Annotated in this window: 3 protein-coding genes; 2 read left to right on the top strand and 1 reads right to left on the bottom strand. The window is 62.5% G+C overall.

Going from position 1 to position 23,999, the window contains the following annotated elements; genetic code table 11:
- Positions 1-6: 6 nt before the first annotated feature.
- Positions 7-957: a siderophore-interacting protein gene (locus ACIQYF_RS06380; protein WP_402858240.1), complete on the bottom strand. Its 951-nt coding sequence runs from the start codon at positions 955-957 to the stop codon at positions 7-9.
- A 232-nt stretch (positions 958-1,189) separates the two neighbouring features.
- Here ACIQYF_RS06380 and ACIQYF_RS06375 point away from each other — a divergent pair, with 232 nt between their 5' ends.
- Both ACIQYF_RS06375 and ACIQYF_RS06370 read left to right on the top strand, forming a co-directional pair.
- Positions 1,190-12,226, top strand: coding sequence for a non-ribosomal peptide synthase/polyketide synthase (locus ACIQYF_RS06375; RefSeq protein WP_402858237.1), 11,037 nt, complete (start codon positions 1,190-1,192; stop codon positions 12,224-12,226).
- Positions 12,226-23,997: an amino acid adenylation domain-containing protein gene (locus tag ACIQYF_RS06370; protein WP_402858234.1), complete on the top strand. Its 11,772-nt coding sequence runs from the start codon at positions 12,226-12,228 to the stop codon at positions 23,995-23,997. The genes ACIQYF_RS06375 and ACIQYF_RS06370 overlap by 1 nt, the downstream gene beginning before the upstream one ends.
- Positions 23,998-23,999 lie beyond the last annotated feature (2 nt).

The raw sequence follows: 23,999 nt of genomic DNA, 5'->3' as shown, positions 1-23,999 counted from the left end.
AAAGGCCTACTCCAGCGACCGTCCCCATTGCCAATACCCCATCAACGTCAGCCCCTTGCGGTCCATCCCGCATTCATGGATGAAAAACCGCCGAATATCCATCACCGCCGCAGATTCCCCGGCAACCCAGGCATAGAACTCGCACTGTTTGGCGCTGGCCAGTTCCCACAGGCGCTGGCTGTCCAGGTCCAGCTCTTCAAGCGCGGTGGTGCTGCGCAGGTGAGTGCGTACCGGTGGCAGGCTCGCCAGTTCGCGCGCGGCCAGGATCATGCCCTCGCCATGCTGTTTGTGCAGGGTGGCACGCGGTAGCCAGTGGACTTTTGCATGCAGGCCGCACACCAGCGCCAGGCAATCGGACTCGTCAGGGACTTCGATAAAAGCCTGCACCTGCGGGGTGTCGGGGTGATTGGCGAGTTGTTCGAGAATCCTGGCAATCGCTGGCAGGGCGGTTTCGTCGCCGATCAACAGCACGTTGCGCAGGCCTTGCGGCGGCCGCCATTCATAGCCGCCGGGGTCGGCATGGTAAGCCGCATTGGGGGCGACGATCTGCAACGGGTCACCGATGTTTGCGTGTACGGCCCAGCGCGATGCAGGGCCGGTTTCGCCGTGCAGCACAAAGTCGATGTCCAGCTCGCCGGTCTCGGGGCGCAGGTTACGAAGGGTGTAAGTGCGCATCGGCGGCCTGTGTTCGGGGGCGAGATTGCGGCGGGCGGCTTGCCAGTCGCCGTATTTGGGTAAATTGGGCGCGGCACCCTTGGCACTGGGGAAGAACAGCTTGACCCGCTGATCGGGGGCCAGTGTGCGCATCAGCGCCACATCCCTGGCGCTGAACACAAAGCGCATCAACGAAGGGCTCAAGGCAATGCGTTGCTTGAGCTCAATATCGAACAGTTGATAACCGGTTGGTTTACTGAGTCGTTTGCGCAGGTTCTGAACCAGCGTGGCAGCGGCGGACATAAGCAGCACCCATCAATGAGCAGGAGTCTTGGGAACGAAGCGCGGGGAGAATAATTTAGGTGGGCCGAACCCCATGGGGGGAGCTGGCGCAGGCTGCGATCTTTTAAACGATCAGAAGATTGCTGCCTGCGCCGTTCTCACGTGCACAGGGTTTAATTTTCCCGCTGCTTCATCCGTTCCGTAGGGATAGCCGAGCCAAAGCTCGATAGCCAACGTGTACGGAAGAAGTCAGATGAATGCTGAGAAGTCCCTCAAGCTTGCCCGCCGGTTCATCGAATTACCGCTGCAAAAGCGCCGGCTATTTCTCGACGGTCTGCGTGCTGAAGGGATCGACTTTTCGCAGTTTCCGATTCCGGCCAATGTGCCCCAGGCTGACCGCCAGGCGTTGTCTTTCGCCCAACGGCGCATGTGGTTTTTGTGGCAGCTCGACCCCCAGAGCGGCGCCTATAACTTGCCCGGCGCCGTACGCCTGACCGGCGCCCTGAACATTGACGCGCTGAAGCAGGCTTTTGCCCACGTGGTGCAGCGCCACGAAACCCTGCGCACGGTGTTTCGGCAGAACGCCGATGACAGCCTCGAACAAGCCGCGTACACCGCACCGCTGGCAGTCGAGCAGGTGGATTTCACCCTGTTGCCCGCGCTCGATCGCGAACAGGCTGTCGCCGCCCAGGCGCAGCAACAGTCGTTGCAACCCTTCGATCTGGCCACTGGCCCGCTCTTGCGCATCCAACTGCTCAAGCTTGGCGCCGCCGAACATGTGTTGCTGCTGACCTTGCACCACATCGTCTCGGACGGTTGGTCGATGAATGTGCTGATCGACGAATTTATCCGCAGTTATGACGCCTTCGAACGCAACGAACAACCGCAACTGCCCGCGCTGGCGATTCAGTACAGCGACTACGCCCTGTGGCAACGCCGCTGGCTGGAAGCCGGTGAGCAAGCGCGGCAACTGGAATACTGGCAAGCCAAACTGGGTGACGAGCACCCGGTGATGGCGTTGCCCACCGATTACCCGCGCCCGGCCATGCCCAGTTATCGCGGCACGCGCCATGAATTTACGGTGGCCCCGGCGCTGGTTGAGCAACTGAGAAACCTGGCGCAACGCCATAACGTCACGCTGTTTATGCTGCTGTTGGGCGCGTTCAATATCCTGTTGCAACGCTACAGCGGGCAAAACGATCTGCGAGTCGGGGTGCCAATTGCCAACCGCAATCGCCGCGAAGTCGAAGGCCTCATCGGCTTTTTCGTCAACACCCAGGTGCTGCGCACGCAACTGACCGCGCAGACCACGGTGGCCGAGCTGCTGAGTGCGATCAAAGAGACCGCCCTTGGGGCACAAGCGCATCAAGAGTTGGCGTTCGAACACCTGGTTGAAGCCCTGAAAGTTGAGCGAAATCTGAGCCACAACCCGCTGTTTCAAGTGATGTACAACCATCAGCCCAACGTCGCTGATATTGAGGCGGTGAAAACCGCCTCCGGCCTGGCATTAGGTCTGATCGAATGGGAAGGGCGCACGACCCAGTTCGACCTGAGTCTGGACACTTACGAAAAATCCGGCCGCCTGCACGCGGCGCTGACCTATGCCAATGACCTGTTCGACGGCGCAACCATCGCCCGTATGGCGCGGCACTGGAGCAACCTGCTGCGGGCGCTGGTCGAGAACCCTGAGCGGCGCATTGGTGAGTTGCCCATGCTCGACGCCAGCGAAGTGCAGACCCAGGTGCATGACTGGAACCGCACCCACGCTGAGTACCCGACCCACACTTGTTTGCAGCAATTGATTGAGGCTCAGGTTGAGCGCACGCCAAATGCCGTGGCCGTGGTGTTTGGCTCGCAGTCCATGACCTACCGGCAACTCAATGCCCGCGCCAACCAAATGGCACATCTACTGCGCAAACAGGGCGTTGGCCCGGATGTGCTGGTGGGGATCGCGGCCGAGCGCTCATTGGCGATGGTGGTCGGCCTGCTGGCGACGCTAAAAGCGGGAGGCGCTTATGTGCCGCTCGACCCGGAACATCCCGCCGAACGCTTGAGCTACCTGATCGAAGACAGCGGCATTCAGTTGTTGCTGACGCACAAGCACCTGCTCGCGGGTTTGCCGTGGCCGGCGGATTTGCCGTGTGTGTGCCTGGAATTTGAAGATCCACAGATCGCGAGGCAGGTTCACGCTTACCCTGTCGAGAACCTGCCCAGCCTCACGCAGCCCGAGAATCTGGCTTATGTGATCTACACCTCGGGTTCCACGGGCAAGCCCAAAGGCGCAGGCAATACCCATGCAGCGCTGGTCAATCGCCTGAGCTGGATGCAGCAGGCTTACCGCCTGGGCGCCGACGACGCGGTGCTGCAAAAGACCCCGTTCAGTTTTGACGTGTCGGTCTGGGAGTTTTTCTGGCCGCTGCTGACCGGTGCACGTCTGGTCGTGGCGCAACCCGGTGAGCACCGTGAGCCGCTGCGCTTGATCGACACCATCCGCGAGCGACAGATCAGTACCGTGCACTTTGTACCGTCGATGTTGCAGGCGTTTATTCGTGAGGTCGGGGTCGAGCAGTGCAGCAGCTTGCGACGGATCGTATGCAGCGGCGAAGCGTTGTCGTTAGAAGCCCAGCAGCAGGTGTTCGCCAAGCTGCCAAACGCTGAGTTGTACAACCTGTACGGCCCGACTGAAGCGGCTATCGACGTCACCCATTGGACCTGTGTCGATGAAGGCGCCAGCAGCGTGCCGATTGGCTTGCCCATCGCTAACCTGCGCACGCTGGTCCTCGACGCGGACCTGTCGCCAGTGGCGCTGGGCGTGGCCGGTGAGCTGTATCTGGGGGGGGCCGGACTGGCGCGCAGTTACCATCGGCGCCCAGGGCTGACGGCCGAACGTTTTGTGCCGTGTCCGTACAACGATGGCGAGCGCCTGTACCGCACCGGTGACTGGGTGCGCCAGCGCGTCGACGGGGTGATTGAGTACCTGGGCCGTCTCGACCATCAAGTCAAATTGCGTGGGTTGCGCATTGAGCTGGGGGAAATCGAAGCGCGTCTGGCCGAGCAGCCAGCGGTACGCGAAGCCGTGGTGGTAGTGCTCGATGGCAAGCAACTGGTGGCCTACGTAGTGCTGCAAGACCCGGCCACCCGCGATGACTGGCAAGCGGCGCTGCTCAGTCAATTACAGCTCGGCCTGCCGCTCTACATGGTGCCCAACCATTGGGTCCGTCTTGAGCGCTTGCCGCTGTCGCCCAACGGCAAGCTGGAACGCAAAGCCTTGCCGCGCCCGGACCTGAATACCGCGCAGCAAGGTTTCGTGGCCCCGGCCAGTGAGGTGGAGCAGCGTTTGGCCGAGATCTGGCAACAGGTACTGGGCGTGGCGCGGGTCGGCGTCGATGACAACTTCTTTGCCCTGGGCGGCGACTCGATCATCTCGATTCAAGTGGTCAGCCGCGCGCGGCAGGCCGGCATCGCCTTTAGCCCGCGCGACTTGTTCCAACATCAAACCATTCGCAGCCTGGCGCGAGTGGCTGCCTTGAGCCCCCACACCCTGCTCGATCAAGGCCTGGCCACCGGCGCAGTGGCATTGGCCCCGGTGCAACAGTGGTTTTTTGCCCAAGACATGCCCCGGCGTGAGCACTGGAACCAGTCGCTGTTGCTGCACCCGCGCCAGCCGGTCGACGCTGCACAGCTGGAGCAAGCACTTAATAAGCTGCTGAGCCATCACGATGCGCTGCGTTTGCGTTTCGAACAGCGTGACGGCGAGTGGCAGCAAGCCTACACCGACCTGCCCACCGAGAGCGTGCTGTGGCTGCGGCAGGCGACTTCAACAGACGAACTCAACACCCTGTGCGAACAGACCCAACTCAGCCTCGATTTGCAAGCAGGCCCGCTGCTGCGCGCACTGTTGGTAGAGATGCCTGATCACAGCCAGCGCCTGTTGCTGGTGATTCACCACTTGGTGGTGGACGGCGTGTCGTGGCGCGTATTACTCGAAGATTTGCAGCAGTTCTACACCCAGCCAGCGCAGGCGCCCCACGCCAAAACCAGTGCTTACCAAGCCTGGACGGCCCGTTTGGCGGATGAAGCGCGGGCTCGGGTCGATGAGCTGGCGCTGTGGCAACGCCAACTGGCGGGAGCCTCCAGCGACTTGCCGTGTGATCGGCCCAACGCCGGGCTGCAAAATCGTCATGGGCGCAAGTTGACACTCACACTCGACAGCGAGTTGACCCGCCAGTTACTGCACGTCGCGCCCGCCACCTACCGCACCCAGGTCAACGACGTGCTGCTCAGTGCGTTGGCGCGGGTGATCTGCCGCTGGAGCGGGCAAACCAGTAGCTTGATTCAACTGGAAGGTCATGGCCGCGAAGAGTTGTTTGCCGAGCTCGATCTATCGCGCACCGTGGGGTGGTTTACCAGCCTGTTCCCGGTGCAACTGACCCCGCAAGCTGACATCGGCGCTTCGATCAAGTCGATCAAGGAACAACTGCGCAGCGTGCCCGACAAAGGGGTGGGCTACGGCCTGTTGCGTTATCTGGCCGGTGACGAGATGGGCGCGCAACTGGCCCGTCTGGCGACGCCGCGCATTCTCTTTAACTACTTGGGCCAGTTTGATCGCCAGTTTGATGAGGCTGCGCTCTTTGACCCTGCGGCGCAGAGCGCAGGCGTGGCCCAGGATGAAAATGCACCGCTGGCCAACTGGCTGAGCATTGAAGGGCAGGTATACGGCGGCGAGTTGAGCCTGCAATGGACTTACAGCCACGAGATGTTTGATGACGCCACGGTGCAGGCGCTAGTCGATGATTATCAGCGCGAATTGTCAGCGCTGATCACCCATTGCGTGAACTGCGAACAGGGCGGCATAACCCCATCCGACTTCCCGCTGGCGCAGGTGACCCAGGCGCAACTGGATAACCTCAACGTGCCGGCCAACGCCATCGAAGACATCTATCCGCTGTCGCCCATGCAGCAAGGGCTGCTGGTGCACACCTTGCTGGAGCCGGGCTCGGGCATTTATTTCATGCAAGACCGGTACATCATCGACAGTGAAATCGACCTGCCGCGCTTTACGGCAGCCTGGCACGCGGTCGTCCAACGTCATGATGCGTTGCGCGCTTCGTTCAGCCTCGACGATGACGGCCAAATGCTGCAAATCATCCACCGCGATGCCGCGCCGAACGTGCAGCTTCATGACTGGACCGATCAGCCGCAAGACCAGCATGAAGCGGCCTTGCAGGCGCTGCTGAGCGAGGACCGGGCCCAGGGGTTTGACCTGCTCAACACGCCGCCTTTGAGCCTGCGCCTGATTCGCCGCAGCACCGGGCATTACTGGTTCATCCTCAGCAATCACCACATCCTGATCGATGCCTGGTGCCGCTCGCTGTTGCTGCAAGACTTCTTCGCCCTGTACAGCGGGCAACGCAGCTTGCCGCCCGCTGCGCGTTATCGCGATTTCATTGAATGGCTGCAAGGGCAGGGTGAGCGCGAGGCGCTGCACGCGTGGACGCTGGAGCTGGCCGGTTTTGCGCAGCCGACGCCACTGCCGTTTGACCGTGCGGTGCGCCGCCAGGGCGGGGTTTCGCAGATCGGTGATTGCTACGCCAACCTGGACGTCAGCCAAGGCCGTGCCCTGCGCGAATTGGCCCAAGGTTATCAACTGACCGTCAACACACTGACCCAAGCCGCGTGGGCGCTGGTGTTGCAGCGCTACAGCGGGCTCGACGAAGTGCTGTTCGGCGTGACGGTGGCCGGGCGCCCGATCAGCCGCCCGCACATGCAGGACACCGTAGGCCTGTTCATCAACAGCATCCCGTTGCGCATGCGTTTGCCCCGTGCCGGGCACAGCGTCAGCGTGCGCGAGTGGCTGCAAGACCTGTTTGAGCACAACCTGGCGCTGCGTGAGCACGAACATTTACCGCTGCTCAAGATTCAGGCGTGCAGCGCGCTGGAGCAAGGCCAGCCGATTTTCGACAGCCTGTTTGTCTACGAAAATGCCCCGGTCGAAAGTGCGGTGGTCAGCGGCGCCGAGCAGATCCGCGCCAAATCGGACAGCGCCCGCACCCATACCAACTACCCGATGACAGTGGTGGTGTACCCCGGCGATGCGCTGGGCTTGCACCTGTCGTACGACAAACGCTTCTTTGACGAGGCCACGGTCGAGCGCCTGCTGGCGGACTTCAAGCGCCTGCTGCTGGCGATTGGCGAACACGCCGACGGCCATTTTGCTGACCTGCCATTGGTGGCTGCCACCGAGCGCGAGCACTTATTGCAGGCGGGCAACCAGACGGCCCGTGATTACCCGCTAACGCAGGGCTATGTGCGTTTGTTTGAGGCGCAATTGGCGGCGCAGCCAGAACAGGTGGTTGCCACCTGCCTGGAACAGCGCTGGACCTATCGTGAGCTCGACCGCCGGGCCAATCGCCTCGGTCATGCATTGCTCGCGGCAGGTGTGTGCATTGATCAGCCGGTGGCCTTGCTGGCCGATCGCAGTCTGGCCTTGTTGGGCATGATGCTCGGTAGCTTCAAGGCGGGTGCGGCCTACTTGCCGCTCGACCCGCAGTTGCCGACTCAACGTTTGCTGGATTTGTTGCAGTTGGGCCAAGTGCCGATGCTGGTGGCCAGCGTTGCTTGTCGCGAGCAGGCCTACAACCTGCTGTCGCTGTTCAACCCGCAACAGCGTCCGCCATTGCTGATTTGGGACGAAGTGCAAACCGCCGGTTACTCCAGTGACCAGCCCGGCATCTACACCGGGCCGAACAACCTGGCCTATGTGATCTTCACATCGGGTTCGACCGGCACGCCCAAAGGGGTGATGGTCGAACAGGCCGGGATGCTCAATAACCAGTTGAGCAAAAAACCGTACCTGACCCCGGCAGATGTGATCGCGCAGACCGCGTCCCAGAGTTTCGATATTTCGGTGTGGCAGTTCCTCGCGGCGCCATTATTGGGTGCGCAAGTCGACATCGTGCCGAACGCCATCGCCCACGATCCGGCTGCGCTGCTGGCGCATGTCGACGCGCGCGGGATCAGCGTGCTCGAAAGTGTGCCGTCACTGATCCACAGCCTGCTTGATGAGCCCAATGGCTCACTGACCGCGCTGCGCTGGATGCTGCCTACCGGCGAAGCCATGCCGCCTGAATTGGCGCGCCGCTGGTTGCAGCGCTACCCGCAGATCGGTCTGGTCAATGCTTATGGCCCGGCCGAATGTTCGGACGACGTGGCGCTGTTCCGCGTCGATGCGGCGTCGGCTGAGGGCGCGTATTTGCCGATTGGCCTGGCCACCGACAACAACCGTTTGTATGTGCTGGACGGCGACTTGCAGCCCGTGCCGACAGGCGTGGTCGGTGAGTTGTACGTCGCGGGTACTGGCGTGGGGCGCGGCTATTTTAACGATCCGCTGCGCACGGCCACGGTGTTTATGCCCAATCCCTACGCCGAGCAGGCGGGGGAGCGGCTGTACCGCACCGGCGATTTGGCACGGCGTCGCAACGACGGCCAACTGGAATACGTGGGCCGTATCGACCAGCAGGTCAAAGTGCGTGGGGTGCGCATCGAGCTGGGCGAAATCGAATCGCGTCTGCGCGATCTGGCTGGCGTGCGTGAAGCCGCGGTGGCGGTGCAAGACGGCCCGACCGGCAAGGCGCTGGTCGCCTTTGTGGTGGCGGACGATGGCGCGCAGGTCTGGAGTGAATGGTGCAAGCATCTCAAGGCCGGGCTCAAAGCACAGCTGCCGGATTACATGGTGCCCATGCAATGGGTGCAACTGGGCACCTTGCCGTTGAATGCCAACGGCAAGGTCGACCGCAAGGTGTTGCCACAGGCACCAACGGGCGACGGGCAGCGCGAGGTGATTGCGCCGCGGGCCGGGATCGAAACCCGCATCGCCAGCATCTGGCAAGCGGTGTTGAAGCTGGACGCGGTGAGCCGCGACGACAACTTCTTTGAACGGGGAGGCCATTCGCTGCTGGTGGCGCAAGTGGTGTCACGGGTGCGTCAACAATTGCACATTGAGCTTCCCCTGAGCAGCCTGTTCGAAAGCAGCGTGCTCAGTGATTTTGCCGCCCGTTGTGCAGCTTTGCCGCCTAGCGTCAGCCAGCCACCCTTGCGCCCAAGGGCGGGCGATGAGCCGAGCGTGTTGTCGTATGCGCAACAGCGCCAGTGGCTTCTCTGGCAGCTTGATCCGGACAGCGCCGCGTACAACATCCCAGCGGCGCTGCGGCTTAAAGGTTCGCTCAATCGCGCGGCCTTGCTGCGCAGTTTTAACGTGCTGCAACAGCGTCACGCGACCTTGCGCACCACCTTCACTCAAGACGGCGAACAGGCCCGTGCTGTATTGCACGCCAGCTTGCCGCTGGCCTTGCGCGAGTTGACCCTCGAGCCTGCCGATCCGGCGCGAATTGAAGCGCTGGTGGCGCAAGAAATGCGCCAGCCATTCGACCTGCGCAACGGCCCGCTGCTCCGGGTGTTGTTGCTCAAAGTCGCGACCGATGAGCATGTGCTGGTGCTGACTGTGCATCACATCGCGGCGGACGGCTGGTCAATGCAGGTGATGGTCGATGAGTTCAGTGACGTGTACTCGGGCCATGACCTGCCGCCATTGGCCGTGAGCTATGCCGATTACGCCAGCTGGCAGCATGACTGGCTGCAAGCGGGCGAGGGTGAGCGCCAGTTGAACGCTTGGCGCGAAAAGCTGGGTAGCCAGCATCCACCGCTGCAACTGCCCAGCGAACTGGCTCGCCCGGCGATCCGCAGCGAGCGCGGTGCACGTCTTGAGTTAGCGATTGAACCCGCGCTGGCGGGCGGGCTGCGACAGTTGGTGCAACAGCACAACGTGACCCTGTTTATGTTGTTGCTGGCCAGTTTCCAGAGCCTGTTGCATCGCTACAGCGGTCAGTCAGCGATCAATGTCGGGGTGCCGAATGCCGGGCGCGGGCGCCTCGAAACCGAAGGTTTGATCGGCTTCTTTATTAACACCCAGGTGCTGCGCGCCGAGATCGACGGCCAGCAGACCTTTGCCAGCCTGTTGCAACAGGTCAAACGCGATGCCTTATGGGCGCAGGCGCATCAGGACCTGCCGTTCGAGCAACTGGTTGACGCCTTGCAGCCGCAACGCAGCCTGAGCCATAGCCCGCTGTTTCAAGTGCTGTTCAATCATCAGCGGCAGATGGGCGACAGTGTTGAGCGGGCCTTGCCAGGCCTGAGCATTGAGCGAATGGACTGGCAGCAGCACACGGCGCAATTCGACTTGGCGCTGGACACCGAAGAGCAGGGCGAGCACTTGCACGCCAGCCTGACCTACGCCTGCGAGGTGTATGACGCCGCAACCATCGAGCGTCTGGCCGGTCACTGGTTGAACCTGCTGCGAGCCGTGGTCCGCGAGCCGCAGCAACGCATAGCTGAGTTGCCATTGCTCGACAGTGCCGAGCAACAGGCCCTGATTGCACAGTGGAACCCGCACGTGCGGGTGCAGCCGGTAGGCCCCCAGCTGCACTCGCTGTTTGAAGCGCAGGCCAGCTTGCACCCGCAGGCGGTGGCGTTGCGCTGCGGCGATGATTCGCTGACCTATAGCGAACTCAACGCCCAGGCTAATCGTCTGGCGCACAAGCTGCGTGAGTTGAAGGTTGGCCCGGAAGTGCGGGTTGGCATCGCCACTGAGCGCGCATTGGCGCTGGTGGTCGGGGTGCTGGCGATTCTCAAAGCCGGGGGGGCTTACGTGCCGCTGGACCCGCAATACCCCGCCGAACGCTTGAGCTACATGATCGAAGACAGCGGCATTCAGTTGTTGCTGACTCAGGAGCACCTGCTGCAAAACCTGCCACCACGGGGCGGGGTGCAGACGCTGTGCCTGGAGCATGTGGTGCTGGACGCGTTCAGTGCCGACAACGTGCCTAACCTCACCCAGCCGGACAATTCGGCTTATGTGATCTACACCTCGGGCTCCACGGGGCGGCCGAAAGGCGCGTTGCTGACCCACGCCAACGTCACCCGCTTGCTGAGCGCCACGGCCGATGACTTTGGCTTTGGCCCCAGCGATGTGTGGACGCTGTTCCATTCCTGCGCGTTCGATTTCTCGGTGTGGGAATTGTTTGGCGCGCTGTGCACGGGCGGGCGCCTGGTGATCGTGCCGTACTTCATCAGCCGCGAGCCACACGCGTTCCATCAGTTGTTGTGCGATGAACAGGTGACGGTGCTCAACCAGACCCCGACCGCTTTCCGGCAACTGTTGCCCATTGCCTGCAACAGCCCGCAAGCACTGGCCTTGCGGTGGGTGATCTTCGGCGGCGAGGCGCTGGAAGTGGCGAGCCTGCGCCCGTGGTACGAGCGTTTTGGCAACGACCAGACCACCTTGGTCAACATGTACGGCATCACCGAAACCACGGTGCACGTGACCTACCGCGTCCTCAACCCGATTGATCTTGACGCCAAGCTGCACAGTCCGATCGGGCGGCCCGTCAGCGACCTGAGCTGGTATTTGCTCGACAGCCAGTTGCAGCCTGTGGCGCCGGGCTGTGCGGGTGAGCTGTATATCGCCGGGGCGGGCTTGGCACGGGGGTATCACGGCCGCGCCGGGCTGAGTGCCGAGCGCTTTGTGCCAAGCCCGTTTACGCCGGGGGCGCGTCTATACCGCAGCGGCGATCTGGCCCGTCAGCGTGCTGACGGCAACATCGACTACCTGGGGCGTATCGACCAGCAAGTGAAGATTCGCGGGTTTCGTATCGAGTTGGGCGAAATCGAAACGTGCCTCAAGCAGCAACCGGGCGTCAGCGATGCGGTGTTGAGCGTTCATCAAGGCCTGCTCTGCGCCTATGTGGTGGCCGACCAACCCCCTGTTGAGGCGCTGCTGTGGCGTGAGCATCTGCGTGCGGCGCTCAAGGTCGACTTGCCCGATTACATGGTGCCGACCCATTGGCAGCTGCTCGATGCGCTGCCGCTGACCGGCAACGGCAAGCTGGACCGCTCGGCTTTGCCCTGGCCCGACACCGACCTTTATCAACGCCCTTACAGCACGCCGGTGGGAGAGCTGGAAACCCGGCTGGCCGCGATTTGGGCGCAGGTGCTTGAGGTCGAGCGCGTGGGCCGTCACGACAACTTCTTTGAATTGGGTGGGCATTCGCTGCTCGCGGCTCAAGCCAGTGCCCGGGTCGAACTTGAATTAGGCCTCGACGTGGCGCTGCGAGCGCTGTTCGAAGCGACTGACCTGCAAGCCTATGCCGCCCTGGCACAGGCACAAACGCCTGCGGATAACGATGTTCGTCTGAGCGCACTGGAATCGCTGCTCGATGAGATGGAGACCCACTGATGGAACACTCAACCGCCTGGCGCATTGCCAACCGTTTCGCCAGCCTTGCGCCAGAACAGCGCCGCGTGTTTTTGCAAAAGATGCAAGAGCAGGGCGTCAGCTTCGGCCAGTTACCGATCCCGGCGACCGCACCTGAAGACGCGCCGTGTGAGCTGTCGTATGCCCAGCAACGGCAATGGTTTTTGTGGCAACTGGACCCACACAGCGCCGCGTATCACATCCCGGCGGCCTTGCGTTTGCGCGGCGCGCTGAATGTACCGGCCTTGCAGCGCAGTTTTGATGCCTTGCTTGAACGCCATCACAGCTTGCGCAGTGTGTTTGTTGAAAAACCTGTGGCCGCTGCCCAAGGCTGCGATGGGGCGCGTAGCGGCCCCGATCTTGAAGGTCCTGCGGCCCTTGTCGCCGCCTGCGGCAGCGGCGACAGGGTGTTGATGGCACGCCATGATTTACGCGATTTCCCGCAGGCCGATCGTCTGAACATGGCGCTGCATCGGGTAGAGCAAGACATTGCCCAACCTTTCGATCTGCAACACGGCCCGCTGCTGCGGGTGAGCCTGTTGCAACTGGACGCGGACGATCATGTGCTGGTGCTGACCTTGCACCACATCGTCGCCGATGGCTGGTCGATGGGGGTGCTGGTTGAGGAGTTCTCGCAGTTGTATGCGGCGCATGCGCAAGGACAGGCGCTTGAACTCCCGGTGTTGCCGATTCAATACGCCGACTATGCCATGTGGCAACGGCGCTGGATGGAGGCCGGGGAGTTGGACCGCCAACTGGACTGGTGGCGCGAGCAATTGGGCAGCGAGCAACCGGTGCTCGAACTGCCGGGCGATCGTTCGCGTCCGGCCCAGCCGACGCACCAAGGTGCGCGCCTGGATTTCGCTCTGCAACCCGCACTGGCCAAAGGTTTGCTGGCTTTAGCCAAGCAGCGCGGGGTGACGCCATTTATGTTGCTGCTGGCCAGTTTTCAGGCGCTGTTGTACCGCTACAGCGGTCAGCAAGACCTGCGCGTCGGGGTGCCGGTGGCGAACCGCAATCGGGCCGAAACCCGTGGTCTGATCGGTTTTTTCGTCAACACTCAGGTCATGCGCGCCGAGCTGGACGGGCAGATGCCGTTCAGCCAGTTGCTGAGCCAAACCCGTGACCGTTCGCTGGATGCCCAGGGCTATCAAGACTTGCCCTTCGAGCGGTTGGTCAACGCGCTGCAAGGCGAACGCAGCCTGAGCCACAGCCCGTTGTTTCAAGTGATGTTCAATCACCAGCAAAGCCGCCCCGGTGCTCTGGGTGCAATGCTTGCCGGGTTGCAGATCGAAAGCCTGGAATGGCAGGCCCGTACCGCGTCATTTGACCTGCAACTCGATACCCACGAAGAAGGCGAGCAACTGCTGGCCAGCCTGACCTATGCCACCGACCTGTTTGACGCGGCGCGCATCGAAGGCATGGCCGAGCATTGGCGCAATCTGTTGGCGGGCATCGTGTCTGATCCCGAATGTGTGATTGGCGAGTTGCCGATGCTGACGCCCCAAGAAGTTGAGGCGACGTTGCATGGGTTGAATGCCACGCAACAGCGCTATCCCGGCCCCGATTGCGTGCACGTGGCTATCGAGGCGCAAGCTGCGGCCACGCCAGACGCTTGCGCGGTGGTGTTTGGCGAGTACGCGTTGAGTTACCGCCAATTGAATGAACGGGCCAATCGCCTGGCGTGGCAGTTGCGCGATCAGGGGGTTGGGCCGGAAGTGCGGGTGGGCGTTGCCTGTGAACGCTCGCGGGAGCTGGTGATCGGTTTACTGGCGATTCTCAAGGCCGGGGGCGCTTATGTGCCGCTTGACCCGCAATACCCGGCCGAGCGCTTGGCGTATATGTTTGAAGACAGTGGCATCAGCTTGCTGTTGACCCAGGCGCATGTGCAGGCAGCTCTGGCGTTGCCGGAGAGTTTGCCGGTGATGTGCCTGGACATTGAAGCGCAAAAGATCGCGAGACCGGCTCGCCCCTACAACCGCCGTGTGGAGAATCTGCCAAATCTGGCCTGTGCGCAGAATCTGGCGTATGTGATCTATACCTCGGGTTCCACGGGCCGCCCGAAAGGCGCGGGCAATAGTCATGGCGCGTTGTACAACCGATTGGCATGGATGCAAGACGCTTATGGCCTGAGCGCCGCGGACCGGGTGTTGCAGAAAACCCCGTTCAGTTTTGACGTCTCGGTGTGGGAGTTTTTCTGGCCATTGATGTGCGGCGCGACGTTGGTGGTGGCCGCTCCCGGCGCTCATCGCGACCCGCAGCAACTGGCGGCGCTGATCGTTGAGCAAGCCATCACCACGCTGCATTTTGTGCCGTCAATGCTGCAAGCCTTTATCGGCGCGGACGAAGCCGTACAGTGCCGTTCGTTGCGGCGCATTGTCTGTAGCGGCGAAGCGTTGCCGATGGCGTTACAACGTCAGACCCTGCGTAGCCTGCCGCAGGCGACGCTTTACAACTTGTACGGCCCGACCGAAGCGGCCATCGACGTGACGCATTGGACATGCGTGGAAGAAGGTCGCGACAGCGTGCCCATTGGGCGGCCGATCGCCAACCTGCGCACGTACATTCTCAGCCCTGAATTGTTGCCGTTGCCGAGCGGTGCAGTTGGCGAGTTGTACCTGGCAGGCGCGGGTTTGGCGCGGGGGTATCACGCCCGCCCGGGGTTGACTGCCGAGCGCTTTGTGGTCGACCCGTTTGGCTGTGGCGAACGCTTGTACCGCACGGGTGATCTGGCGCGTTATCGGGCAGACGGCGCCATTGAATACTGCGGGCGCATCGACCATCAGGTAAAAATCCGTGGTTTGCGCATCGAGTTGGGTGAGATCCAAGCGCGCCTGCAAGAACACCCGCAGGTGCTGGAAGCCGTGGTGCTGGCGCTGGACAATCAACTGGTGGCGTATGTCGTGCCCAGCGACTTGCAGGCCGGATGGCGTGATGCCGTGAACGCGCATTTGCTGGCCCGCCTGCCCGATTACATGGTGCCGACGCACCTGGTGCTGATCGAACGCATGCCGCTGAGCCCCAATGGCAAGCTGGACCGCAAATTGTTGCCCGAGCCTCAGGCCAGCGTCAGCCAGCGGGTTTTCGAGGCCCCGCGCAGTGACCACGAACGCCAGTTGGCGGCCATTTGGCAAGACGTGCTGGGGCTGGAGCGAGTAGGGCGTCAGGACAATTTTTTTGAGCTGGGCGGCGACTCGATCATCTCGATTCAGGTGGTCAGCCGGGCGCGGCGTGCCGGTCTGCGCTTGCAGCCGCGTGATCTGTTTCGACAGCCGACCTTGCAGGCATTGGCCGCGGTGGCCAGCCACCAACAGGCGCCGCAGATCGCGCAAGGGCCGGTGACTGGCCTGCAAACCCTGACCCCGGTGCAACAGTGGTTCTTCGCCCATCAGACCGTGCAGCCGCAGCACTGGAATCAATCGGTACTGCTTGAGGTGCGCGAGCCACTGGACTTGCTGCGCCTGCAAAGCGCCGTGCAACAGGTGCTGGCCCAGCATGACGCGCTGCGTTTGCAGTTTCGCGAGCAGGCCGGGCACTGGACGGCGCGCTATGTGCCGTTGGACAGCGCAGCTGCCACCGATTTGCTGTGGACCGCCCAGGTGCAAAGCAATGAAGCGCTGCAAACGCTGTGTCATGAAGCGCAACGCAGTTTGTCGTTGTACGACGGGCAACTGCTGCGCGGGGTGCTGATTGACCATGAAGACGGCGTTCAGCGTTTGTTGCTGGTGATCCACCATTTGGTGGTGGACGGTGTGTCGTGGCGGGTGCTGCTTGAAGACTTGCAGGCGGCTTACGCTGGGCAGGCACTGCCGGAAAAAAGCAGCGCGCTGCAAGACTGGGCCGCGCAGCTTTCGGTGTATGCGAACAGTGAGCAACTGGCGGCTGAACAGCGCTGGTGGTTAGGCCAATTGCAGGGCGCGAGCGGTACGTTGCCGCACGCTCGGGTTTTGGGCAGCCAAGCGTTGCGCCATCGCCAGGTGGTCAGTCTGGGGCTGGACCGCGAGCAGACCCGCCAGCTACTGCAACAGGCACCTGCGGCCTATCGAACGCAGATCAATGACCTCTTGCTGACAGCTCTGGCCCGCGCCTTGTGTGACTGGACCGGCGAGTCGACGGCGCTGATTCAACTGGAAGGCCATGGCCGTGAAGAGCTGTTTACCGACATTGACCTGACCCGCACCCTGGGTTGGTTCACCAGCCTGTTCCCGGTCAAGCTGACTCCGGCGGCCGGCGTGGCCGAATCCATCAAGGCGATCAAGCAGCAACTGCGCGATGTGCCGGGTAAAGGCCTGGGCTTTGGGTTGTTGCGCTATCAAGGCGATGCTCATATCCAAGCCAGCCTTGCGGCCTTGCCAGCGGCGCGGGTGACGTTCAACTACTTGGGCCAGTTCGATCAGAGCTTCGGCGAAGACGCGTTGTTTGTCCCGGCCAAAGAGCCCAGCGGCACAGCGCAGAGCCTGGATTCACCCTTGGCCAACTGGTTGTCGGTGGACGGCCAAGTGTTTGGCGGTGAGCTGCAACTGGACCTGAGCTTCAGCCAGGAATGTTTCGACAAGGCTGACATCCAGGCCCTGGCCTTTGGCCTCAAGGCGCAGGTACAGGCGCTGATTGAGCATTGCCTGCACCCACAACACAGCGGCGTGACCCCGGCGGACTTCCCGCTGGCGAGCCTGACTCAAGCGCAACTCGAGCAACTGCCAATGGCGCCACGGCAGATTGAAGACCTGTACCCGCTGTCGCCGATGCAACGCGGTTTGTTGTTCCACAGCCTTTACGAGCCGCAGGCCGGGGCGTATGTCAACCAGCTCAGCGTTGAAGCGAGCGGGCTCGACGCCGACCGATTGGCTCGCGCCTGGCAAGCCACGCTGGCTGCTCACCCGATTTTGCGCAGCGGTTTTCATTGGCCACAAGGCGCCAGCGAGCCGGTGCAGGTGGTGCAACGAACACTGGAATTGCCGCTGACGGTGCTCGATTGGCGCGGTCGCGAGGAGCAAGCTGCCGAGCTGCAATTGCTGGCGCGCAGTGAGCGTTTGCAGTTCGACCCGGCGCAGCCGCCGCTACTGCGGTTGGCCCTGGTGCGCCTCGATGAACAGCGTCAGCAACTGATCTACACCCATCACCATTTGCTGCTGGATGGCTGGAGCAATGCGCTGTTGCTGGGGGAGGTGTTGCAGCGCTATGGCGCGGTGCCAGTGACGGCTCTTCCGGGGCGTTTCGCCGACTACATCGGCTGGCTGCAAGCGCAGGACGCTCAGGCCGATGAAGCGTTCTGGCGCGCGCAACTGGCGACGCTGGATAACCCGACCTTGCTGGCGCAGAGCCTGGCGCATGGGCCTTCGGACAGCAGTGATTACGCGGATCATCGGTACGTGTTCGATGCCGCCAGCAGCCAGGCTTTCAATGTGTTTGCGCGTCAGCACAGCATCACCCTCAACACCTTGGTGCAGGGCGCGTGGGCGCTGTTGTTGCAGCGTTACAGCGGTCAGCAGACGGTGGCGTTTGGCGCCACCGTGTCTGGGCGCCCGGTGGATTTGCCGGGAGCAGAAAACCAGCTCGGGCTGTTTATCAATACCTTGCCGGTGATCACCCGGCCGCACGCGGCCGAAAGTGTGGCGCAATGGTTGAACCGCTTGCAGGCGCACAACCTGGAACTGCGTGAGCATGAATTTAGCGCCTTGAGCGACATACAGCGCTGGGCCGGACGTGCCGGTGAGCCGTTGTTTGACAGTTTGCTGGTGTTTGAAAACTTCCCGATTGGCGAGGCCTTGCAGCAGGGCGCGCCGGACGGCTTGAGCTTCGCCGTGCCGGACAATCACGAACGCACCCACTACCCGCTGACGCTGGCGGCGGTCAGCGAAGGCCAGTTGAGCCTGACCTGGAGTTTCTTGCTCAGCCATTTTGATCCGGCCGCGATTGCGCGCATGAGCGAGCATTTGGCGTGCCTGCTGCACGGTATGGTCGCTGCGCCGCAGATCAGTCTTGGGGAATTGCCACTGCTGAGCGCTGCCGAAAAAACCCGCCAGTTGCACGACTGGAACCCGCCTCGGGGCGCTGCGACTGAACAGTGCGTGCATCAAGTGATCGAGGCGCAGGCGGCGATTCGTCCTGACGCCACGGCGCTGATTTTTGGCACCGAGCGCTTTACCTACGCCGACCTCAACCAGCGCGCCAACCGGCTGGCCCACCGCTTGCGTGAGCTGGGGATTGGCCCCGAAGTGCGGGTCGGGCTGGCGGTGGAGCGTTCGCCACAGATGATGATCGGCCTGTTGGCGATTCTCAAGGCCGGGGGGGCCTATGTGCCGCTGGACCCGGCGTACCCGGCCGAGCGTTTGAGTTACCTGATGCACGACAGCGGCATTGCGTTGCTGCTGAGCCAGTCGTGGTTGCGCCCGACCTTGGCGCACATTGACGGCTTGCCAGTGCTGGAACTGGACCGCGAGAACGTCAGCTGTCTGCCAGACAGCAACCCGCTCAACCTGACGGATGCGCAGAACCTTGCGTACCTGATTTACACCTCGGGCTCGACCGGGCGCCCCAAAGGCGTGAGCGTGGCCCACGGCCCGCTGGCCATGCATTGTCTGTCGATTGGTGCGCTGTACGGCATGACCCCGGATGACCGCGAGCTGCAATTTGCCTCCATCAGTTTTGATGGCGCTCACGAACGCTGGCTGACCCCGCTGATGTTCGGTTCGGCGCTGATGCCGCGTGATGATGAGGTGTGGAGTGCGCAGCGCACCTGCGAAGAGATCGAGCGCCATGGCATCACCATTGCCTGTTTTACCCCGAGTTACCTGCTGCAAATGGCTGACTACATCGGTGAAGCGGGTCGCAGGCTGCCGATTCGCTCTTACACTGTGGGCGGTGAAGGCATGCCCAAGCACGCATTCGAGGAGGTGCAGCGGGTGTTGCAACCGCCGCGCATCATCAACGGCTATGGCCCGACCGAAACGGTGATCACGCCGTTGATTGGGTGCGCCTACCCGGACACGCAGTTTGACTCGGCGTTCTTGCCTATCGGGCGACCCGTAGGCGAGCGCAGCGCGTATGTGCTGGACGCCAGCATGCAACCGCTGCCGGTCGGGGTGGCCGGCGAACTGTACTTGGGCGGTGAAGGCATCGCGCGCGGTTATCACCAGCGCCCGGATTTGACAGCTGAACGCTTTGTGCCCGACCCGTTTGTGCCCGGCGCGCGGTTGTATCGAAGTGGTGACTTGGCGCGCTTGCGCGAAGACGGTGTGGTCGAGTATTTGGGGCGGATGGACCAGCAAGTGAAAATTCGCGGGTTTCGCATCGAGCTGGGCGAAATCGAAGCCTGTTTGCTGGAGCACGACGCCGTGCGCGAAGCCTTTGTGGTGGATCGCGAAGGCCCGGCCAGCCGTCAGTTGGTGGGGTATGTGGTGGCCCGCGATCCGCAGGCCGACCCAGCAGCGTTGCGTGAAGGGGTGATCACTCATCTGCGCAGCCGTTTGCCGGCGCATATGTTGCCCGCGCATGTGATGTGTCTGGCAGCGTTGCCGTTGACGCCCAATGGCAAGCTGGACCGTCAGGCGCTGCCCGCGCCTGAGGCCAGTCGACCGGGCACAGAGCGTGTGCCGCCGAGTACGCCAGCCGAAACGCTGCTGGTCGAGATCTGGCAGGAACTGCTGGGGCTGGACGCGATTGGGGTCACCGAAAACTTCTTTGAACTGGGCGGTGATTCGATTATTTCCCTGCAAGCGGTGAGCCGCGCCGGGGCATGCGGGCTGGCCTTTACCCCCAGGCAAGTGTTCACCGCGCAGACCATTCGCGCTTTGGCGGCACTGGCGAGCAATGCCGAGCCGCAGGTGTTGGACGTGTTTGAAACGCCGGCGTTTGCCCAAGTGCCAGGCCGCCTGAGTGTGGATCGCAGCCAGTTGGAAGATCTGTACCCGCTGTCGCCGATGCAGCAGGGCATGCTGTTCCATTGCCTCGAATCGCCGGAGCTCAATCTGTACGTCAACCAGCTCAGCGTGGCGGTTGAGGGGTTGCAGGTGGAGCGCTTGCGCGCTGCCTGGCAAACCTTGCTCGAGCGCCACGAGGTGCTGCGCGCAGCCTTTATCTGGCGCGATGGTTTGGCCGACCCGTTGCAGGCGGTGTATCAGCATGTCGAAGTGCCGATGGTTGAGGTTGACTGGCGCGAGCATGGCGCCCCGCAGAAGGCCTTGTTGGCGTTGGCGGCGCAGGATCAAGCGCGAGGGTTTGATCTGAGTTGCCCACCGTTGATGCGCTTTACGCTGGTGCGCTTGGGTGAGTCTCAGTTCCAAATGATCTGGACTTATCACCACTTATTGCTCGATGGCTGGAGCGCTTCGCGCCTGCTGGGCGAAATGTTGCGCGTTTACGCCAACCAGCCTCTGCCGGTGCTGACCGGGCGTTATGCCGACTACATCAGTTGGTTGCAGCGTCAGGACGCCAGCGCCGCCGAGCGTTTCTGGCGCGAGCGCTTACAGGCGCTGCACGCCCCGAGCATTTTGGCCAATGCCGCCAATACCCAAGGCCGCGGGCATGGGGTGCTGTATAGCTATCTCGACAGCGACGCGACCCAGCGTTTGCATCGTTTTGCCAATGCTCAGCGCGTAACGTTGAACACGCTGATTCAAGCGGCCTGGTTGTTGCTGTTGCAGCGTCACACCGGGCAGCGCAGTGTGGCCTTCGGTGCAACAGTGGCAGGACGCCCGGCCCAGTTGGCCGGGGCGCAAGACATGCTCGGGCTGTTTATCAACACCTTGCCGGTGATCCAGACCCTCGATCCGCAGCAGACCTTGGGCGACTGGCTGCGCCAGTTGCAGGACTACAACCTGGCGATCCGCGATTTTGAGCACACGCCGCTGGCGGATATTCAGCGTTGGGCCGGGCAGGGCGGGCAAGGGCTGTTCGACAGCATCATCGTGTTCGAGAACCACCCGGTAGACCGAGCCTTGCGCGGCGAACAGGAGGGTGAGCTGAAATTTGCCGAAGTGGGCAGCGGCGGCGTGACCAACTTCCCGATGGACCTGATGGTCAGCGCCACCGATCAAGGTCTGGAGGTGGAATACCTGTACCTGCGCGAACGGTTCGATGCGGTTTCGGTGGAGCGGATTCGCGAGCAACTTGAAGGTTTGTTGAGGCGCTTGCCACAAGACGCTGACTGTTTGATCGGCGAGATAGGCTTGCCGACAGGCCGCGTCGAATGGGCGCAAGACGCCACGTCGGTACGTGATCTGGTGCAGGGTTTTAGTGATCAGGTGGCGCGTCAACCCCAGGCCCAAGCCCTTAGCTGTGAGGGGCGCGAACTGAGCTACGCCGAGCTGGAGCGTCAGGCCAATGGCTTGGCCGTGCAGTTGCAGGCTCGTGGTATGGGGCCTGAGCAGGTGGTGGCGGTGGCGCTGCCACGTTCGGAGCACACGATTGTGGCGTTTTTGGCGGTGCTCAAGGTGGGGGCGGCGTATCTGCCGCTGGACCTGGGTTACCCGGCTGAGCGACTGGCATTCATGCTGGCGGACGCGGGCGCGAACCTGCTGCTGTGCCAGCACGATGTGGATCAGCGTGTCACGCTTGATGCGTCAATCCCCCGCTTGGTCCTGGATCCGTTGGCCGAACTGCAGGGCGTCCCCCGCGAGGTTGAATCCCTGCCCGGGCACTTGGCCTACCTTATTTACACCTCGGGTTCCACGGGTAAGCCCAAGGGTGTGGCGGTGGCCCGCGAGCCGATTGCGCGGCATTGCCAAGGGATTATTGAGCTCTATGAGTTGAGCCCGGCGAGCCGCGAACTGCACTTCATGTCCTTCGCCTTCGATGGCGCGCAAGAGCGCTGGCTCAGTGTGTTGTTGGCCGGTGGCAGCCTGGTGATTCGCGACGACAACCTGTGGACCCCGGAGCAGACCTTGCAGGTGCTGCATCAGCAGCATGTGACGGTCGCGTGTTTCCCGCCTGCCTACCTGCTACAACTGGCCGACGTGGCGTGGGTGCAAGGCAATCCTCCGGCGGTGCATACCTACTGTTTTGGCGGCGATGCGGTGCCGGCTGCCAGCTTTGAACAGGTCAAGCGCGCCTTGCGCCCGCAGCGACTGGTCAATGGGTATGGCCCGACTGAAACCGTGGTCACGCCGCTGCTGTGGCGCGCCGAGGTGACGGAGTGTTGTGAGGCGGCCTATGCGCCGATTGGTCGTGGTGTGGCCGGGCGCGGGCTGTATGTGCTGGACACAGACATGAACCCGTTGCCAGCGGGCGTCAGTGGGGAGTTGTATCTGGGCGGCGCGTGCCTGGCTCGCGGTTACCATCAGCAGCCTGGCTTGAGCGCTGAGCGCTTCGTACCGGATCCTTTCGACGGCAAGGGCGGGCGCATGTACCGCACCGGTGATCGGGTGCGCCAGCGCGAAGATGGGGTGATTGACTACCTGGGGCGGTTGGATCAGCAGGTGAAGATTCGCGGTTTCCGTATTGAACTGGGGGAAATCGAAGCGCGTCTGCGTCAGTGTGAGGGCGTACAGGACGCGGCGGTCAACGTGATTGAAGGGGCGTGCGGCAAGCAGTTGGTGGGGTATGTGGTCGCCCCGTCCAACGTGGCGCTTGAACGCGCGTTGAAAGCGCAATTGCAGGCACAACTGCCCGATTACATGGTGCCTGCGCATATCGTGCAATTGGCGCGCCTGCCGGTGTCTGCCAACGGCAAACTGGATCGCCGCGCCTTGCCGCAGCCGCAACCGGCCCAGGGCCATTACCGTGCCCCGCGCCATGCACGGGAGCAGGCGCTGGTTGAAATCTGGCAAGACGTGCTCGGGCTGAAACAGGTGGGTATCGACGATAACTTCTTCGAGCTGGGCGGCGATTCGCTGCAAGTGCTGAAAGTCATCTCGCGGGTGCGCAATCAGCCTGAACTGGGGTTAAGCCTCAGGCTGCGCGACCTGATGCAAAAGCCGTGTATTGCCGAGTTGAGCGGGTATGAGCCGGTGGCTGCTGGCAGCGCGCCCGACCCGTTGCTGGCGCTCAACAGTCGGGTCAGTGAAGTGCCGCCATTGTTTTGTCTGCACGCGGGGTTCGGCACGGTGTTCGACTATGAGCCGCTGGCCCGTCAATTGGACGGGCGCCGCAGCGTCTATGGCGTGCAGTGCCGGATGTTGCTGGACCCGGCGTGGCAGGACGATTCGTTGCACACCATGGCCCAGGCGTACGCTGAGCGCATTCGTCAGCAGCAGGCGCACGGCCCCTATCACGTGCTCGGCTGGTCGTTGGGCGGGGCGTTGACCTTGCTGGTGGCGCAGGCGCTGGAGGCCCAGGGTCAAGAGGTGGCGTTTGCCGGCCTGGTCGACAGCTACGTGGCCGGTACGGCCGAGGCCACTGACGGGCGTGAAGATTTGCAGGACTTTTTGCGTGTTGTGCTGGGCGTGACTGAGGCCGAGGCGCAGGAGCTGATGCGCGATGAGCAGCGGGGCGCGGAGCAGGTGATTGAGGCGGCAACGGCGCTGAATGAACACGGGGTGTTGGGGGCAGCGGAGTTGAGCCATATCTTCGCGGTCGGTGCACGGCTCAAGCACTTGGCCTTGGACCAGCGTTCATTGCCGCAGACCCACGTGCAGGCGCATCACTGGTGGGTGGCCGGGCGCGAGGATGAGCGCCGGGTGCATGCAGCGCAAATTGGTGCCGGAGCCAGTCACACAGTGTTGAGCGCTGGGCATTATGACGTGCTGCGCCATGCCACCTTGCTGGCGCAACTGGATGATGTGTTGGCAGACACGGTAGCCGCTGTCTCTTTTTGACT

The organism is Pseudomonas sp. NPDC096917, from assembly GCF_044762555.1.
Classification (GTDB): domain Bacteria; phylum Pseudomonadota; class Gammaproteobacteria; order Pseudomonadales; family Pseudomonadaceae; genus Aquipseudomonas.
The sequence above is the reverse complement of the archived record's forward strand: the minus strand, read 5'-3'. Positions and strand labels throughout refer to the sequence as shown.

Bases quoted from the DNA above. Each gene is read 5' to 3' on its own strand.
- ACIQYF_RS06375 (WP_402858237.1), top strand. From the start codon at position 1,190: ATGAATGCTGAGAAGTCCCTCAAGCTTGCCCGCCGGTTCATCGAATTA.
- ACIQYF_RS06370 (WP_402858234.1), top strand. From the start codon at position 12,226: ATGGAACACTCAACCGCCTGGCGCATTGCCAACCGTTTCGCCAGCCTT.
- ACIQYF_RS06380 (WP_402858240.1), bottom strand. From the start codon at position 957: ATGTCCGCCGCTGCCACGCTGGTTCAGAACCTGCGCAAACGACTCAGT.